General features: G+C 68.8%; 18 protein-coding genes and 7 pseudogenes. 16 read left to right on the top strand and 9 right to left on the bottom strand.

The window, feature by feature from the left end; all coding sequences use genetic code 11:
- The first annotated feature begins 84 nt into the window (after positions 1–84).
- A complete protein-coding gene (locus ACWD6N_RS31900) occupies positions 85–849 on the top strand; it encodes an IS110 family transposase (RefSeq protein ID WP_450005807.1) in 765 nt (254 codons plus the stop codon).
- An 80-nt stretch (positions 850–929) separates the two neighbouring features.
- A complete protein-coding gene (locus ACWD6N_RS31895; protein WP_450005805.1) occupies positions 930–1,523 on the top strand; it encodes a flavoprotein in 594 nt (197 codons plus the stop codon).
- 7 nt (positions 1,524–1,530) lie between these two features.
- Here the strand turns inward: ACWD6N_RS31895 and ACWD6N_RS31890 are convergent, their stop codons facing one another.
- Positions 1,531–1,752, bottom strand: coding sequence for a transposase (locus tag ACWD6N_RS31890; protein WP_354967874.1), 222 nt, complete (start codon positions 1,750–1,752; stop codon positions 1,531–1,533).
- Between the two features lie 713 nt (positions 1,753–2,465).
- Entirely contained in the window at positions 2,466–3,050 is a 585-nt protein-coding gene (locus ACWD6N_RS31885) for a hypothetical protein (RefSeq protein WP_450005803.1), read from the bottom strand.
- Between the two features lie 384 nt (positions 3,051–3,434).
- On the opposite strand from ACWD6N_RS31885, the gene ACWD6N_RS31880 reads away from it, so the two are divergent.
- Positions 3,435–3,680 carry a DNA ligase-like domain-containing protein gene (locus ACWD6N_RS31880; protein WP_354967876.1) on the top strand — a complete coding sequence of 82 codons (246 nt, stop codon included), beginning with the start codon at positions 3,435–3,437 and terminating at the stop codon, positions 3,678–3,680.
- A 58-nt stretch (positions 3,681–3,738) separates the two neighbouring features.
- Positions 3,739–4,356, top strand: a pseudogene (locus ACWD6N_RS31875) (IS6 family transposase); the annotation flags it as partial.
- Positions 4,357–4,757: 401 nt separating this feature from the next.
- On the opposite strand, the gene ACWD6N_RS31870 reads toward ACWD6N_RS31875, so the two are convergent.
- The 3 genes and pseudogenes from ACWD6N_RS31870 to ACWD6N_RS31860 form a co-directional block, all read right to left on the bottom strand.
- Positions 4,758–5,186 carry a hypothetical protein gene (locus ACWD6N_RS31870; protein WP_354967877.1) on the bottom strand — a complete coding sequence of 143 codons (429 nt, stop codon included), beginning with the start codon at positions 5,184–5,186 and terminating at the stop codon, positions 4,758–4,760.
- Positions 5,144–5,305 (bottom strand): annotated as a pseudogene (locus ACWD6N_RS31865) (nucleotidyl transferase AbiEii/AbiGii toxin family protein); the annotation flags it as partial. The gene ACWD6N_RS31870 and the pseudogene ACWD6N_RS31865, both read right to left, overlap by 43 nt.
- A 179-nt stretch (positions 5,306–5,484) precedes the next feature.
- Positions 5,485–5,976: a hypothetical protein gene (locus ACWD6N_RS31860; RefSeq protein ID WP_450005801.1), complete on the bottom strand. Its 492-nt coding sequence runs from the start codon at positions 5,974–5,976 to the stop codon at positions 5,485–5,487.
- 192 nt (positions 5,977–6,168) lie between these two features.
- On the opposite strand from ACWD6N_RS31860, the gene ACWD6N_RS31855 reads away from it, so the two are divergent.
- The 5 genes and pseudogenes from ACWD6N_RS31855 to ACWD6N_RS31835 all read left to right on the top strand — a co-directional run bounded on the left by ACWD6N_RS31855 (position 6,169) and on the right by ACWD6N_RS31835 (position 8,374).
- Positions 6,169–6,372 carry a hypothetical protein gene (locus tag ACWD6N_RS31855; RefSeq protein ID WP_354967879.1) on the top strand — a complete coding sequence of 68 codons (204 nt, stop codon included), beginning with the start codon at positions 6,169–6,171 and terminating at the stop codon, positions 6,370–6,372.
- 255 nt (positions 6,373–6,627) lie between these two features.
- Positions 6,628–6,917, top strand: a pseudogene (locus tag ACWD6N_RS31850) (hypothetical protein); the annotation flags it as partial.
- A 108-nt stretch (positions 6,918–7,025) separates the two neighbouring features.
- The gene (locus tag ACWD6N_RS31845; RefSeq protein WP_450005799.1) at positions 7,026–7,187 is read left to right on the top strand and encodes a hypothetical protein; all 162 of its coding nucleotides are present in this window, start codon (positions 7,026–7,028) and stop codon (positions 7,185–7,187) included.
- A gap of 110 nt (positions 7,188–7,297) precedes the next feature.
- Positions 7,298–7,447, top strand: coding sequence for a hypothetical protein (locus tag ACWD6N_RS31840; protein WP_354967881.1), 150 nt, complete (start codon positions 7,298–7,300; stop codon positions 7,445–7,447).
- Positions 7,448–7,672: 225 nt separating this feature from the next.
- Complete coding sequence (locus ACWD6N_RS31835) at positions 7,673–8,374, top strand: hypothetical protein (RefSeq protein WP_450005797.1); 702 nt, start codon at positions 7,673–7,675, stop codon at positions 8,372–8,374.
- A 260-nt stretch (positions 8,375–8,634) separates the two neighbouring features.
- Here the strand turns inward: ACWD6N_RS31835 and ACWD6N_RS31830 are convergent.
- Both ACWD6N_RS31830 and ACWD6N_RS31825 read right to left on the bottom strand, forming a co-directional pair.
- A pseudogene (locus tag ACWD6N_RS31830) lies at positions 8,635–8,876 on the bottom strand (helix-turn-helix domain-containing protein); the annotation flags it as partial.
- Between the two features lie 59 nt (positions 8,877–8,935).
- A pseudogene (locus ACWD6N_RS31825) lies at positions 8,936–9,253 on the bottom strand (transposase); the annotation flags it as partial.
- 582 nt (positions 9,254–9,835) lie between these two features.
- Here ACWD6N_RS31825 and ACWD6N_RS31820 point away from each other — a divergent pair.
- Genes ACWD6N_RS31820 through ACWD6N_RS31795 form a run of 6 tightly spaced genes read left to right on the top strand, consistent with a single transcriptional unit; the run spans position 9,836 to position 12,720 of the window.
- Positions 9,836–10,261, top strand: coding sequence for a YbaB/EbfC family DNA-binding protein (locus tag ACWD6N_RS31820; protein WP_354967883.1), 426 nt, complete (start codon positions 9,836–9,838; stop codon positions 10,259–10,261).
- Positions 10,258–10,581: a WXG100 family type VII secretion target gene (locus tag ACWD6N_RS31815; RefSeq protein WP_450005795.1), complete on the top strand. Its 324-nt coding sequence runs from the start codon at positions 10,258–10,260 to the stop codon at positions 10,579–10,581. Before ACWD6N_RS31820 ends, ACWD6N_RS31815 begins: the two co-directional genes overlap by 4 nt.
- Before the next feature lie 4 nt (positions 10,582–10,585).
- Entirely contained in the window at positions 10,586–11,080 is a 495-nt protein-coding gene (locus ACWD6N_RS31810; protein WP_354967885.1) for a WXG100-like domain-containing protein, read from the top strand.
- The gene (locus ACWD6N_RS31805; protein ID WP_354967886.1) at positions 11,073–11,648 is read left to right on the top strand and encodes an endonuclease; all 576 of its coding nucleotides are present in this window, start codon (positions 11,073–11,075) and stop codon (positions 11,646–11,648) included. The genes ACWD6N_RS31810 and ACWD6N_RS31805 overlap by 8 nt, the downstream gene beginning before the upstream one ends.
- Positions 11,645–12,184, top strand: coding sequence for a hypothetical protein (locus ACWD6N_RS31800; RefSeq protein WP_354967887.1), 540 nt, complete (start codon positions 11,645–11,647; stop codon positions 12,182–12,184). The genes ACWD6N_RS31805 and ACWD6N_RS31800 overlap by 4 nt, the downstream gene beginning before the upstream one ends.
- On the top strand, positions 12,181–12,720 hold the full coding sequence (locus ACWD6N_RS31795; RefSeq protein ID WP_354967888.1) for an SUKH-4 family immunity protein: 540 nt from the start codon (positions 12,181–12,183) through the stop codon (positions 12,718–12,720). The genes ACWD6N_RS31800 and ACWD6N_RS31795 overlap by 4 nt, the downstream gene beginning before the upstream one ends.
- Here the strand turns inward: ACWD6N_RS31795 and ACWD6N_RS31790 are convergent.
- Positions 12,659–13,159 carry a hypothetical protein gene (locus tag ACWD6N_RS31790; protein WP_450005793.1) on the bottom strand — a complete coding sequence of 167 codons (501 nt, stop codon included), beginning with the start codon at positions 13,157–13,159 and terminating at the stop codon, positions 12,659–12,661. The genes ACWD6N_RS31795 and ACWD6N_RS31790 overlap by 62 nt on opposite strands.
- Before the next feature lie 171 nt (positions 13,160–13,330).
- Here ACWD6N_RS31790 and ACWD6N_RS31785 point away from each other — a divergent pair.
- Positions 13,331–14,035 (top strand): annotated as a pseudogene (locus ACWD6N_RS31785) (IS5 family transposase); the annotation flags it as partial.
- A gap of 46 nt (positions 14,036–14,081) precedes the next feature.
- Here ACWD6N_RS31785 and ACWD6N_RS31780 read toward each other — a convergent pair.
- A pseudogene (locus tag ACWD6N_RS31780) lies at positions 14,082–14,321 on the bottom strand (hypothetical protein); the annotation flags it as partial.

Genomic DNA, 14,321 nt, shown 5'->3' with positions numbered 1-14,321 from the left:
CGGCCGACGGCGGGCCCGTACCGGATCACCGGTGCGGGCCCGCCCGCCGTATCCGCTCCCGCCACCGGCCGGTCGCGACGGCCCGTGGCGGTTGGCCTCGGCGCCGCGGCCGGTTCCCGGCGCGTACACAACCAGCCGAGGGGTGGCTCGCCCACCTGCTTGCCGGCCAGCAGTGGGTCAGCATGGTTGCCCGGGTCGCTGTGCTCCGGCTGGGATGCGCGACCCTGCTCTCCTCCCACTGATGCCACCGGCCGGCAGTTGACGGTCAGACGCGTGGCGGTCAACGCCAGCACCTACAAGACGTTGATGGGGTGGGCCGCCCGCTGGCCGCAGCGGCGGTCTGCCGTGGAAGGCGCTGCCGGTCTTGGCCGCGGCATCGCCCAGCTGCTCGTCGGTGGCGGCGAAGACGTCGTCGACGTGCCGGCCACGCTCGCCGCTCGCGCCCGGCTGCTGGACATCGGCGGTGCCCGCAAGAGCGATCCCGCCGAGGCCGCCAGCGTCGCGCACGACGCGATGCGCCACAAGCGGTTGCGCGCGGTGGTCGCCGAGGACCACACCACACAGCTGCGGCTGCTGGCCGAACGCCGTGACGACCTGGCCGGTGAACGCATTCGCGTCCTCAATCGCGTGCACGTCTTGGTCCGCGACCTGATTCCCGGCGGCGCGCCGCCGAATCCTCCACTTAAGGACGCCCGGCCGACCGCTCGGTCAGCTCCTCGGATGGAGCGGCGCCACATCCATCCAGCCAGTTCACTGGATAACGGCTCGCGTTCGCAGCCGGCTCGATACTCTCGGCTTCGGGATCCACACGGACATCCGGAGCCACTCGATCGGCGAGATCGCCGGTGACGCGGGCGCTCGACGTCCCGGCGCGCAGCCGGCTCTCGCCACGACTGGCGCCGGGGACCTCTCAGGCCGATAGGAGCGCCATGCCCGGGAAGTTACGATCGCCTGTCCTGTACCTCGTCGTTTGCCACGCCGAGCCCGCTGTCGAGCTCGGACCGTTCATCACGGCCTGCCAGGAGTTGAGGTGGGAGGTCCACCTCATCGCCACCCCGGACGCGGTCGACTCGATCGACCGGGACGGGCTCGCCGATCTCACCCACCATCCGGTACGCGAGGACGACCAGCCGGAGACGCTCCATCCCCTGCCGCCGGCCGACGCCTTCGCCGTCGTGCCGGCCAGCTTCGACCTGGTGAACAAGTGGGCGTACGGCCTCAACGACAACCTGGGCCTGCGGCTGCTCAACGAGGCGATCGCCGTCGGCCTGCCGGTCGTCGCCGTGCCGGCCCCGGATCCGGCGCTCGCCCGGCACCCCGCCTTCCTGGAGAGCCTGGAGCGGCTGCGGCACTGGGGCGTGACGGTGACCCGGCCCGCCGAGCCCTCCGAGGTCGCCGACCCGGTTCCGTGGCACGCCGCCGTACAGGTGATCTCCGCCTGGACGCGGTTCGCCCGAGTCCCCGGACAGCCCACCGGAGAGCGACAGCGCACCGCCGACAACTTGGCGCGGCAGTCCGGCTAGCGCCTCATCATGCAGCCTTGAACGGGTAGTCCGGGTGGCGGATCTTGGAGTTGATGACGAATCCGGATTTCGGTTGGGCGCGGTAGTTGCGCCAACGGATGTACGCGCCGATGGCGGTGTCCTGCTCGGCGTGGGTGCGGTGGTCGGTGCCGCTGAGCGCGAAGTATCGGACGGCGGCGAACTCGGCTTCGATCCAGTTCAGCCAGGACGCGTAGGTCGTTAGGAACACCAGGTCGACCTGGTTGAGTTCATGGCTGACATGACAGACATCTGTCCTGCTAGGACAGGGCCGACCAGACTGAGGTCGGAAAAAGCTGGCGGCCGACCGTGCCTTCGCAGCGTCCGGTCCCGAAGCCGCTAGTCGCCCGATGTCGCAAGTCCGCCAACGGGTAGAAAGCGCCAAATTGCCCTATGAAGATGCGTCGGCCCTGAAAAAACGGCTCAGCGCTTCGCGTTCCGCGCCACCCAGAACACGATGAGCGCCGCGATGACGACGATCAGAAAGACGCATGCTATCCCCCCGATGATGCCCATATCGCGAAATTACCGTGTTGTGCACAGCGGGGACTCGGTTTCGAGGATGGGGTCCGACTTCGAGGCGACACCCGCCCGCGCTCGTCCAGCCTCGGCCGCCACCGTTGAGGTCAACGACTGATGTCAAGTCGCCGCCGCTGTCGGGCTCCCTGCGCGCTGAGGGTGACCCCCGTCGGGGGAGCCGGGCACTCCTTGTCCACCCTTGGCAGCCGGTGTCGCGCTGCGCCTTTGCGCAGGTGCCCCTAATCATTTCGTGGCTTGCGGTGTCGGCTTCGATCGAGGCGTCTGTTGCCTTCTCGCTGCCTCGCTGCGGGCGGATGCCTCGCTTACAAGCGCTGTCCGTCCGGGGACGTGCGGCTGCGTCGGTCACCTCGGATCATCGGCCGGGAGCGGTCGCGTTGTCTGTTCTCATCTCGGCACGTTGCCGTCAATTACCGCTGCTTCGGCACGCCTCCACAACCGGTACCCCACGATCACATTGCCGACGCCGAGCAGTGCCAGGGCGCCAACCGTCAGCCAGAACCCGACGGCCGGTACGGCGGACATGGCCTCGTCGAAGGGTGGCGGATCAAAGCGACGCAGTACGCCCCGCAGGCCGAGCGCAAGCGCCACCGCCGCGACGAACGCCGCTACCGCCGACACCACCAGGCGGGAACTGACACTGGCCAGGATCCGGGCAAGCACGCCGGCCGCGACACCCAGCGCGGCGACCATGAAGAGCGGTTGCCCCGGCAGGTAGATGGGCTCTTCGGGACCGATCTGCGGCGCCTCGTTCGGCACCTCCTGCATGACGTACTGACCAAGATTGCCATCCCAGAGCAGCGTCTCCAGGTGAACCTGACCCCCGCCACCGACGGTCAATCCCCAACCAGTCCAGGTCACCGCCACACGCCACTCCTCGGCCTCACCCTTCAGCTCCGCGAACGGCAGGGCGAACAGGAGAGCGACAGCAGCGAACGCCAGCGGACTCAAATTCGTTCGGATCCAGTCCATGGCCACCTCCTCGACTGATCGACAACGGCAGGATGGGGCACGCGCATCACCCCCCGATCGCGCTCAGATCTCGGTTGCCTTCGCACCCGTTCTCGCGCTCGGTTCGGCCGGATCTGTACCCGATGATCTTTAGATAACAATCCTGGCCCCTTGCGCCCGAACCGGGTGCGGACCGACCAGCGCACCTCCGACCCCTCGCGCCAGTTCACAAGTCGCGCGCCGGCAAGAAACTGAGCCGTACCTCCCGGACATCACCCGGGCGATCCGCCAGACCCTCCCACAGGGGGTGATCCCCGACGGGAAGCTAATCGTGTGGGAGCGGGGGCGGACCAGCTTCGCCCGGCTGCAGCGCCGGATCACCGCCGGCCCGGAGCCTGCTGATGTATGGCGCGGGAACACCCGGCGCAGTACATCCTATGGAATCTGCTCGCCGACGCTGGCGGCCAGGTCGTGGTCAACGCGCCGCTGTTCGAGCGACGGGCCCGGCTGGCGGAGCTGTTCGAGGATGCGCCCGCGCAGCTGACCCTCAGGCCGCAGACCACCGACATGGACGAGGTCGGGGAGTGGCTGACCACCTACACCGCGGCCGGGATCGGGGGTGTGGAGTTGTGCCCCCGATGGGACCCCTGATCGACGGGATGGGGTCTGTTGCGTTGCCCGTGTCGAGGGATCGAGGCAGGCTTGACGGGTGCCGCGGTCGAGTCGTCATCGTCCCTGGTCGCCGCCGAAGTCGGCGTTCACCGGGTTCCGGTTCCCCGCAGAGGTGATCGTCGTCGCGGTCCGCTGGTACCTGCGTTACAACCTCTCCTACCGTGACGTGGAGGAGGTCCTGGCTGAGCGCGGTGTCGAGATTGACCACGTCACCGTGTTCCGGTGGGTGCAGCGGTTCACCCCGCTGTTGGCCGACGCCGCCTGGTTCGCTCGCTACGCCCCGGGTGATCGGTGGTTCGTCGACGAGACGTATGTGAAGGTCAACGGGGTGTGGCGGTACGTCTACCGGGCGGTCGACCAGCACGGTCAGGTCATCGACGTGCCCGTCTCGGCCCGCCGTGACGCCGCCGCGGCCCGGCGGTTCTTCCAGAAGGCCCTGCGGGTGCTGAAGGTGACGCCTACCGAGGTGGTCACCGACGCCGCGCCGGTCTACCCCGCCGTCTTCGACGACCTGATCTCCTCGGCCTGGCACCATGTCGAGCGGCACGCGAACAATCCGATCGAGGCCGATCACAGTCAGCTCAAGCACCGGTTACGACCGATGCGCGGGCTCCAAACGTCGACTCTGGCCGCGAAGTCCCTGGCCATTCTCGCTGCGATTCAGGCGGCCGTACCCACGGCCTGAACCGCCGTTGGCCGGCAGTAGTCAGGTGAGCGGGAGCCTGTTCCCGGGGTTCAGCTCGATCGGTGCTGGGGACCAGGGCAGGATCCGCGGTCGCGGCGGGCGTGAAGCCGGTACGGCGCAAGGCGTACGCCGCGAAACCGATCCGCTGAAACGCCGGCGGCTGACGTTTGGACGGAAGGGCCGGGGTCGTTGCCCTTGGCGGTCGACTGCCTCGAGCGGCTCGGGAGCGGCGGTCCTTCGGACCCCGACCTTCCGCGCGGTGAAGAGTATCGGCGCCCACTGATCCTCGGGCGCCGCTTATGGCGGATTTAATCCGCAAATAAGCCGTCGATTAGCCATACGCACTTGCTCACGGAGGGGGTGCGGGTCGGTCAGTTCGCCGACGTCGATGCCGCCGGGGTCGAGGGCAGCGGGGTGGCGGGCAGGTTGTTCGGCCGGCCGAGGATGCCGTTGATGAACGACAACTTGCGCAGCTCGGCGAACGCCGTGTCTTCCTTGTTGTCACCGGTCCGCCGAGTCACCGAGCTGCGCTCGGTGTCGGCACCGGTGCGGTGGAAGGCGTCCTCGCAGGTCGGCTCCGTCGGCAGCGTGATTCCGGAGTCCTCCAACGCCTGGCGTGCCTTCTCGCCCTGGCGGTAGACCGCGCCGATGGCGTCGAGCCGGTCCTGGTTCTGGTCCTGGTCGAGGATGTCGTCGAGTCCGCCGCTGGAGAGCACGGCGCCGCCGAGCAGCAGCACCAGGCAGACAGCGGCGGCGTGACGGCGTCCACTGCTGCGGCGAACTCGCCACGTCGCTCCCACGCAGTGAACAGGTCAACGTCCTCGCTCGGGCGGTCCAGGATGCCGTGGGCCTGCACGGCGTACCCGCCGGCCAACGCGAACCCGTAGCGGGCAGCGACCCGCAGCCCGATCTCCGCCAGGCGGAGGTGAACCGGCCAGCGCCTGGGGCGGCGTGGTCAGCTCAGGGAAGCGTGCCTGCCATACGCCCGCAGCCGGGCCGGGGGCCACAAGCTTGACCACAAGCGGCGCAGCGTCGGACCGTGCAGCCACCGGCACAGGTCCGTGGCCGAATTAGCCTGGTTCAGCACCGTCTGGTATATCAGCTGCAGATCGCCGGCCCGGAGTACCCGTGGGGTGAGAAGGAGTTGGCGCCGGGCCGGTGCGTTCGTGGCTGGATCACCTTCCCGGTACCCGCGAAGAAGCGGCCGGTCTTTGTGGAGTACGCGGCAGAGAGCGAGACTGTGCCGCCGCGCTGGCGGGTGAAGTAGCCCGAACAGAAGGAAGCGCTCCCACCGGCCGGAGCCAGCGGGGGCGCTTCGTCTTGCGGGGAGATCAGGGGCGGCCGAGCGGTGTGCTTCGCCCAGTAGCCGGCCACGAACGCGCAGACGCCGGTCACGACCAGGCCGACGACACCGACCAGCGGCAGCGGCACGTCCGGCGCGGCGCCGCTGTTGAACCACAGCCCGTCGATCGCCCACAGCACGGCCGAGGTGATGACGGCCGCGCTGCCGCCGGCGCCGACCGTCGCGGCCTTCACCTTCGACTCGATCGGTCGGGGCGACGGCGCCGGCGCGGGGTTGAGCTCGGACATGTCTGCATCCCTGGAAGGTTTGCGAATGATCGCCGCGCCGGGGGTGTAACGGCGCGCAAACGGGCAGCGCCTGTAAGGCTGGAAGGCCGAGGTGCGCGACCTTTCGACCGAGCGGGACCGCTCGATCCCTTGAGTCCCGCCCGGATGACAGCCGAACAGCGCAGCACCACGCGCCAGCGGAGGCATTGCACGATGGCTGACTCGACATCGCACAACCCCCCGCCGCGCTGGCCCGGCCGAAACGGGGTGGCGGCACCTCCGGCATGGAACCTGCCGACCCAGCCTCTTCGGCCGCAGCCGCAGCGCTCCGGTGAGCGGTGGCCGTACGTCATGTTCGGCGGAGTCACCCTGCTGCTCGGTGCCCTTGCCACGCTGGTTGTTGTCCTGGCCAGATGAACCCGTCCGGGGTGAGCACCTAGCCACGGAAGGGTTGGCCCTGGCTGCATCCCGGGTAGGTGTAGCCCATGGATTCGGGTATGGAGAACTGGCTGGCAATCGCCGGCAGGCATCGTCAATGCGATGACGATGCTCGGCGGTGCCGCGACTGTCAGGCGTACTGGCCCTGCGCGTACCGGCTGCGCGCCGATCACGAGCTGAGCGGCGCGCCGAGGCTCGCCACCTCGGCTCCGGCAGGCTAGGTACGGTCGTCGGATGGTGCATGTGCCGTCACTGCCCGCCCGGGACCGGCTGGTGCTCGCGGAGCTGTCCGGCGTCGCCGGCCGGTGGTCACGGCACCGACCGGGGGAAGCCCCGCGCCGACGCCATCGCCGCAGTGCACGCGGTCACTCGCGACCCCAGGCTGCTCGGCATCCAGGCGGGCGTCGCGATGGCTGATCCGCAGGGCATCGGCGGACCGACCGTGGAGCTGCTGCGCGCGGCCGGCGCCGACATGGAGATCGCCGAGAAACCACGCTGCTGAGGTCCGGGCGCGGATGGAGCGCTAGGGCACCCGGTGCGCCACGACATACCTGGTTCTCGGGCACACGTGGTCAGCGCCGCTCGACTCAGCCTGGCGTTCGTTCGAGAAACACGGATGGCTGCCTCCACCGATGGCATCACCACACCTCAGCGACGGGCGCCAGTCCACCGCGACGAGCGGCATAGAGCACGTCCTGATCATGGCGCTGATGATCATCACCGTGATCTCCATCGGCGCGTTGCTCTGGATCGTGCTGGCGAGCGGCTCGGAGAGGGCAGCACCGCCTCACTAGCGATCCCGGCGATCGCCACGATCGCGGGTAGCTCGATCGGGGGGATCGTGTTCGTGCTGCGGAGGCGGCCGGGGAGGTCACGCCGCAACTAGCGGGCTGACGGGGATCGGGTGCCGTCTCGGCCCGGTCCCCCGCCTCGCCGCGCCGGTTCGGCTGCTGCCGAGCTGCTGCGCTCGGCCAGCGCCGACATGGAGATCGCCGCCGAGCACGCCGTCGAGGTGCGGGCGCGGATGGAGCGCCACGGCGCCCGGTACGCCTGATCCGGTTCGCCGGTGTTGGATGAGGCCCCGCAAAACGGCAGTACCTGCGGGGCCTCCGCCGCGAAGATTACGCCTTGGCGTCGACGTCGGACCGCGGCCGGCCTGGCGCCGACCCGGACACGTTCGACTACCTGCCGGCCTGAAGTAACGCGGCGAGGCGCGGCGACGCAGGTGGACTGGGGGCCCGGGCGGGCCCGGTCCACCTACGGAAGGAAACGCCCCGCGATGCGTCGCACTGTTGTGCCGAGCATTCTGTTGCTGCTGGTCGTAGGCGGGCTCGCAGCCTGTGGCGCCGCGGAGCCGGCCGGGGCGCGGTGGCAGGCGGCGGCGGCCCCCGCTTCGCCGACGGCCAAGCCGGCGCCGCCGCCGCCTCGACCCGCGCCGAAGAACAAGGAGGAGGCGGGCCGGCAGGCGCGGCTCGCGCTCGCGGACCTGTCGACGTTTCGCCAGGAGACTGCGGAGCACACCAGTGAGAACTCCGACGATTGGAGGCTGCGTTCGCTCTGTCGCGACATCCTGCCGTCGGATCGGCTCGCCTCCGCTGGTCGCGAACGCCGCTGGGTGAAGTCGCCGATCTGGATCCGCCAGCACGTCGTCGGCTACCTGACCGTGCCCGGCCGCAAGCTGATCGGTGAGCTGCGAACGGTGTTGCAGACGTGCCGGTCGTATCGGACTGGCGAAGGCCGGACCGCGACGATCGTGCCATGGAGCCCGGCCGGGGTACCGGCGAATCCGGACGTGGTGACCTTCTGCGAGCGCCAGCAGACGGACGACGGCCCTCTCAGCCAGTGCACGATCATGATGGCGCGCGGTTCCTACGTGCTCAACCTGGACGCCTCCGACGGCGACGGGGACCTCAAGAAGTCCCAGGCGATGGTCGCCAAGCTCTATCCCCTCGTCACCGAGGCGTTCGTCAAGGCCACCTGACCTGGAGACCGCGTTGAACGAGGAGGTCGTTTCTTGCGTCCAGTCCCGTCGTTCGGTGTCGCGGTCGTTACGGCACCCTCCTCACCAGGCACAACGCCTGGCGGGTCAGGCCGGAAAAACCGTTAGATCCACAGGGCCGGCGGAGCCGACACTTGCATGTGGGCGCAGATTGGGAGCAGGTCGGAGAAGTGGTCACCGCAGCCGAAGTGCTCACCGCAGTCGGACGCGGAACAGCGCGCTGACCTACGGTGATGCGGGGGAGCGGAGTGCGACACGCCGAACAGCGGACCGATCTGGCGCATCGTCAGGTTCGTACGCCAGTAGGCGGTCACCAGCAGCACCCGGTCGGCGAGGTCGAGTGCCCATTGCCAGCCCGGTCGGCCGTAGGCGATGCCTTGACCACAACCTCGGCGACCAGCCGGACTAGCTTGCGGAACTGGGCGGGCTGCAGCCCGGTGAACGGGAATATCCAGTCAGGGTGGGCTGCGGTGATCACCTGCACCCCGGCATCCTGCCCGATCGTCCTCAGCGGACACACGCGGGGTTACGAGACATCCCTTAGGTGGCGGCAAGCTGCCGGGCCACCCCCGCCGAGGGACACCCTTCTTCAGGAAGCCGGTGTGTCGACGATCAGCACACCCCGCGGGTCGCCCAGGTGCTCGACCAGGTAGTCCCGCACGTCATCGCGGACCGCCTCGACATCCCAGTCCGCCCACCGCAGCAACCGCTGCATCCCATCCGGTGACACCTCACCCGCCCGCTCGGCGAGGATCCAGCCGTTCTTGCGCTAGAGCCCGGCGGCCACCCGCACAGGTACTGGCGCACCCGAGCCCGCGGTTCCGCACGCCGGAACCGGCCTGCGATCCGCGCGTGCGCCAGCCACCGTCGGGCGACCTTCTATGGTGACCGAGACGCACGCGACGACATCAGATGGCGTCGGTTGAAGCGTGACGGCAGGCGAGATCGACATTCACCCCGACGAGGTCACTGGTTCGATCTCAGTATCGCCCGCCGTAGTATGTGCAGGTCAGAAGCCCGATGCCGGAGTAGCCGGTAACGGGCTTCGCCGTATTTGCGGCTTGCCTTTGGAGCAGAGGGGGAGCAGGGGACGTTGGGCCCCACTGTCTCCTGCTTCCGAACACCGGCGCTGCCTGGGGCGCTGAGACAACTGGCCCGGCTGCGCCCAGTCGTGGCGCGGGGCTGCCGCCAGCGTGGGCAAACCCGCCAGAGGCGTAGGCGGCTTCAACCTTGTCATGGGCTGGCGGAGCGGTAATGCCGAAGCAGGACCACCGCAAGGGCGATCAAACAACGCGTCGGCCCCGAGCCGTCAAGCTGCGGCGGACGCTTCGCCGGAGTCGGTCACGCGCGATCCGTAGCGATGCGGTACGACTTCTGTCTCGCCTGAGCGGGCATCGACAAAGGACGACTCGGTTGTATTCTCCGGTCAAACGGGGAGGACGCATGCCAATGAATCAATCGGCGGGCGGAGAGTTCGCCCGCATGCTGGACGCGACGGTCGGTGCGCTGCGGGTTGCCAGTCCTGAGCCGGAGGATGAGGAGACCGCGCGCCGCCGGCGGACCGGCGGATCGGCGAACGGGCTGGTGCAGGCCGAGTTCGGCCCGAACGGCGGGTTGGCGGCGCTGAGCCGGGACCCGCGGCTGATGCGGCTGGGCTCCGGGCAGGTCGGCGACCACGTCATCCAGGCGGTGAACGCGGGGATCGACGCGATGCGCGGAGCCGCCGCGCCGGTGCCGGCGGCCGGGGATCTGTCGCAGCTCACCGAGCAGTTGCAGGAAATTCGGGACACGGCGGTACCGCGGCTGGGCGCGTTCGTGCAGGCGCTAACCGACGCGCAGACGCGGATGCCGCGGGGAGGCTCGCGGTGAGCGGCTTCGAGGTCGATCCGGCGTTGCTGCGGTCCGGCGGGGACGCCGTGATCGGCGTCGCCCAGGGGTTCATTGGTGAGCTGGAGAGTTTCGAGTCGCAGATGCAGGGGTTCGGCGAGCCGTGGGGCGCTGACGACATGGGGTCGTTGATCGGCGTCGCGTACACCGCGGTCGCGGCCTGGGTGCTCGACTGCATCGGCGAGGCGGCCGAGGAGATCGGGTCGGCGGGCAGTGACCTGACGCTGATGGCCGACAACTACGAGGCCGCCGAGCAGGACACGGCCGGCATGATCCAGGCCCTCCACGGACAGCTGGGCTGACGGCATGGGACTCCAGTTGCCGGGTGAGCTGATCACCGCGTTGGGTTGGATCGGGTACACATGGCCCGAGGCCGACGAGGAGAAGCTCTTCGAGATGGGCCAGGCTTGGATCGAGTTCGGCGGCACCGTCGCAACCACCGCGGGCCAAGCGGGGTCGGCCGCGACCGCAGTCTGGTCGCAGCACAGCGGTGAGTCGTTGCAGGCGTTCCAGAGGTGGTGGACGGACGCCGAGAGCGGGCCGGGCACGCTGCCGGACTACGCCCAGGCGGCGATGCTGGTGGGCACCGGTCTGATCATCTGTGCGGCGATTGTGCTGGCCCTGAAGATCCAGGTGATCGTGCAGCTCGCGATTCTGGCGTTCCAGGTGGCGCAGGCCATCGCGACCGCGGTCGCCACCTTCGGTGCGTCACTCGCCGAGATCCCGATCTTCCAGATGATCACGCGGGAGATCGTCGGCCTGCTGATCGACCAGGTCCTCTCGGAGCTGATGGATGCCTAGCCCCAAGCCGAAGGGCTCGAAGTCACGCGGCGGCGTGCCGAAGGCGAAGGTCGGCAAGCTGGTCGGCAAGGCGGTCGAGGCCGCCGCCAAGAAGCCGAAGAAGCGGATTCCCGCGCCGCCGGTGACCCGCAACAACGACCTGCCTGAATTCGTCCTCAAGATCAAGCGCAAGCCGTCGTACAAGAAGGGACCCTTCGACCGCAAGGTCAACGCGCTGAAGAAGCTCAGTGACGAGGGCAAGCTGTTCAAGCAGGCAAACCCCCTCGACAAGGACCCTGAGCTCACCAAGGCGTACCGCGAACGCATCCGGCAAGCGATTTTCGCCAAGTACTGGCCGCCGGGCGGCAAAGCCACCGAGGAGGGCAAAGCCATGGCGAACAAGCTTCTCGCCCGCCTGCGCCGGCTCGACGCCGATCATGTCTGGGATCCGCAACTGGGCGGTCCGGACACCGTCGATAATCTGAGGCTTCTGGACTCCCATACGAACCAGGACATGGGCTGGGAGATCTGGCAGGAGATCCAGAAGCTGCCGGACGGAACGCCGATCCGAATAGAGGTGATTCCTTGAACCCCGACCTGCGGGAACTCATCGTGGAGTTGCGCGCCGATCTGGAGGCAGACCAGCCCGCGACCTTGCTGTGGGCGCAGATCGGCCAGGGCGCGCCGGCCCACACGATCCCCGCCGAGGTGCCGCAGCCGGTCCGCGAGCTGCTAGAGGTCGCCGACGGCGTCCGGGCCGGCGACTTCGAACTGTGGGGCACCGCCGACGTCGACTACCGGCGGGGCATGCTCGGCAGCATGCCTGAGTTCACCGGCGTGGCCGAGGAGCCCGCCGAGTGGTACTACCTGGGTGACCTGGCCCGGGAGCCGCTGCTGCTGCGGCGCGACACCGGGGCGATCTGGTGGTTCCCGCGGACCAGCGGCGACCCCTTCTACGCCCGGGAGGAGTTCGAGGAGCTGATGCCGAACCTCGAGTACTTTCTCGCCGGCTACGTGTTCGGCCCCCTGTACGTCGATGTCGCACCCGACGACGAGTGGTGGGAGTTCCTCGACGAGCACGGGCTGACCGCCGAAGACGAGGACGACGAGGAGCCGGACGATTGACCGCCACGTACGAGCAGCTCGTCGGCCTGTGGGGCGCCGACGGCGTGCTGCATTTTCCGGTCGACAGGTTCGATGACGTCCTCGGCCCGATCCGGCCGGAGATCTTCCCGCCCAACGGCGCCTTCCCGATGGACGTACCGATCCTGTTCACTGTCGACGTCGCCGTCGAAGGCATGGAGCTGTTCTCAAAGCTGCGCATCGAGATCGGCGACGCCGGGCCGCGCACCTACCTCGTGCTGGGCAGTTCCCCCGAGGACGGCCACCTGCTGTTCTGCCTGGACACGCTGACCGGCAGCGTCGCGCTGCTGGACCTGGAGTCGCCGAACTTCGAGCAGGTCAACGCGACGTTCGCGGCGTTCGTCGAGTTCCTGTACCGCCTCGGGCAATTGATGGAGAACGACCCGGGCGGCCGGGAGCGCGCGGCCCGCGCCGCCGCGATCCGCGCCGACCTGATGAGGGTGGACCCGTCCGCGTTCACCGACCCGGAGTCGTGGTGGAGTATGGCCTTCGGCCAACTGGAGTCCACTGGCCAGTGACGGTCCGCGTAGCATCGGGGCCCTCGGGGACCTGGTCGACGGGCGCGGCGAGCATCGGCACCACCGGCCGGCGCAACACCGGACCGGTGGCCCGGTGCCGGGTAGGACTCACTGCCCGCCCAGGTTGTGAAGGTTCGAGCTCCACCCCAATCATGTCCGCCACCACGGCGTCGGTCTGGGCGCGGAGCACGGCGTCGACCTTCGCGTCGATCACGGCGAGATAGTCGGTGATCTCGTCCATGGTCTGTTGCATCGCGAGTTGCGCCATGAGTCCGGCTGCGCCGGTCAGGATCGCCGGGTTGGTCAGCAGCGCGCTGGGGGTCTTCTGCACCACTTCGAGCAGGCCGGTGATCTTGCCGTGGTCGGTCAGTACGGCACGGCTGACACCGGTCCTACAACATGTGATCCGCAATCGTAATTCGCGGGTCCGATGTCCCACTGGGAGGAATCCTCGTTGGCTGACCCCACTCATCGTTTCGGACCGCAGCCGCCCAACGCACTGGTGCTGCTATGGAGCGAAGACGTCCTGGCCGATGGGCGCGGCCGTGTCTACCTGTCCAACAAGCACCAGGGCCTGCGGATCCTGCGCTAAACGGGACCCAAGAAGCCATCGCTGTATCGATGGTTCCGCCGCTGGCAGCGTCATGGCATCTGGGCCCGCGTCCTGGCCGGGCTGCAAGCCGCCGCCGATACGGCTGGGCGGATCGACTGGACCGTCAGCGTCGACTCCACGATCAGCCGCGCCCATCAACACGCGGCCGGTGCCCGTCGTGACGGCGACCGGCAGAAAGAACCACCGGGCGGGATCCATGCCGAGCCTGCCGATCACGCGCTGGGCCGTTCGCGGGGCGGGTGGACCACCAAGACTCATCTCGCCTGAGAACAGGGCCGCAAGGTCCTGGCCACCGTCGTCACGGCGGGGCACCGCGGTGACAGCCCGCAATTCACCACGGTCCTCGACCGCATCCGAGTCACCCGCTCCGGGCCTGGCCGGCCCCGGACCCGCCCGCAGCAGGTCCTGGCGGACCGGGCCTACACGTCCAAGGCCAACCGCGCCTACCCGCGCCGACGAGGAATCAAGGCCTGCATCCCGAGCAAGAGCGACCAAGACGCCCACCGCCTCGCGAAAGGCTCCCGCGGCGGCCGGCCACCTGCCTTCAGTCCTGAGACCTACCGCCGGCGCCACGCCGTGGAGTGCGGCATCAACCAGCTCAAGCAACACCGCGCCATGGCCACCCGCTACGACAAACTGGCCGTGCGCTACGAAGCCACCCTGACCATCGCGGCCATCAACCAGTACCTCCGGGCCTTATGAAACACGGGCTAGTCAGCAGGCCTCGGCGAACCTGCGCACGACATTGTCATGCCGATTGAACATGCTGGCACCGGATAGGCGGGTGCGCGGGTGGCTCCACCGGGTCGTCGCCGGTGACGAATGCGCGGCGGGGATCCTGCAGCGAGGCCAGCGAGACGATGTCGCGGCCGAACACCGCGGCGGTCAGCCAAACCGCCAGCACCCGGGTCTTCCGTTCCCAGCTCGGTACGGCGAGGACGTGGTACGCCCGGTGCATCAGCCAGGCCGGCAGCCCCTTGATAACGAT

The organism is Micromonospora sp. NPDC005163 (assembly GCF_053599835.1).
The sequence above is the reverse complement of the archived record's forward strand: the minus strand, read 5'-3'. Positions and strand labels throughout refer to the sequence as shown.

What these genes read in the sequence shown, in the direction of transcription:
- ACWD6N_RS31845 (WP_450005799.1), top strand. Translation starts at nt 7,026, where the DNA reads ATGGCATCACCACACCTCAGCGACGGGCGCCAGTCCACCGCGACGAGC.
- ACWD6N_RS31860 (WP_450005801.1), bottom strand. Translation starts at nt 5,976, where the DNA reads ATGTCCGAGCTCAACCCCGCGCCGGCGCCGTCGCCCCGACCGATCGAG.
- ACWD6N_RS31895 (WP_450005805.1), top strand. Translation starts at nt 930, where the DNA reads ATGCCCGGGAAGTTACGATCGCCTGTCCTGTACCTCGTCGTTTGCCAC.
- ACWD6N_RS31835 (WP_450005797.1), top strand. Translation starts at nt 7,673, where the DNA reads ATGCGTCGCACTGTTGTGCCGAGCATTCTGTTGCTGCTGGTCGTAGGC.
- ACWD6N_RS31855 (WP_354967879.1), top strand. Translation starts at nt 6,169, where the DNA reads ATGGCTGACTCGACATCGCACAACCCCCCGCCGCGCTGGCCCGGCCGA.
- ACWD6N_RS31885 (WP_450005803.1), bottom strand. Translation starts at nt 3,050, where the DNA reads ATGGACTGGATCCGAACGAATTTGAGTCCGCTGGCGTTCGCTGCTGTC.
- ACWD6N_RS31810 (WP_354967885.1), top strand. Translation starts at nt 10,586, where the DNA reads ATGGGACTCCAGTTGCCGGGTGAGCTGATCACCGCGTTGGGTTGGATC.
- ACWD6N_RS31880 (WP_354967876.1), top strand. Translation starts at nt 3,435, where the DNA reads ATGGCGCGGGAACACCCGGCGCAGTACATCCTATGGAATCTGCTCGCC.
- ACWD6N_RS31820 (WP_354967883.1), top strand. Translation starts at nt 9,836, where the DNA reads ATGCCAATGAATCAATCGGCGGGCGGAGAGTTCGCCCGCATGCTGGAC.
- ACWD6N_RS31805 (WP_354967886.1), top strand. Translation starts at nt 11,073, where the DNA reads ATGCCTAGCCCCAAGCCGAAGGGCTCGAAGTCACGCGGCGGCGTGCCG.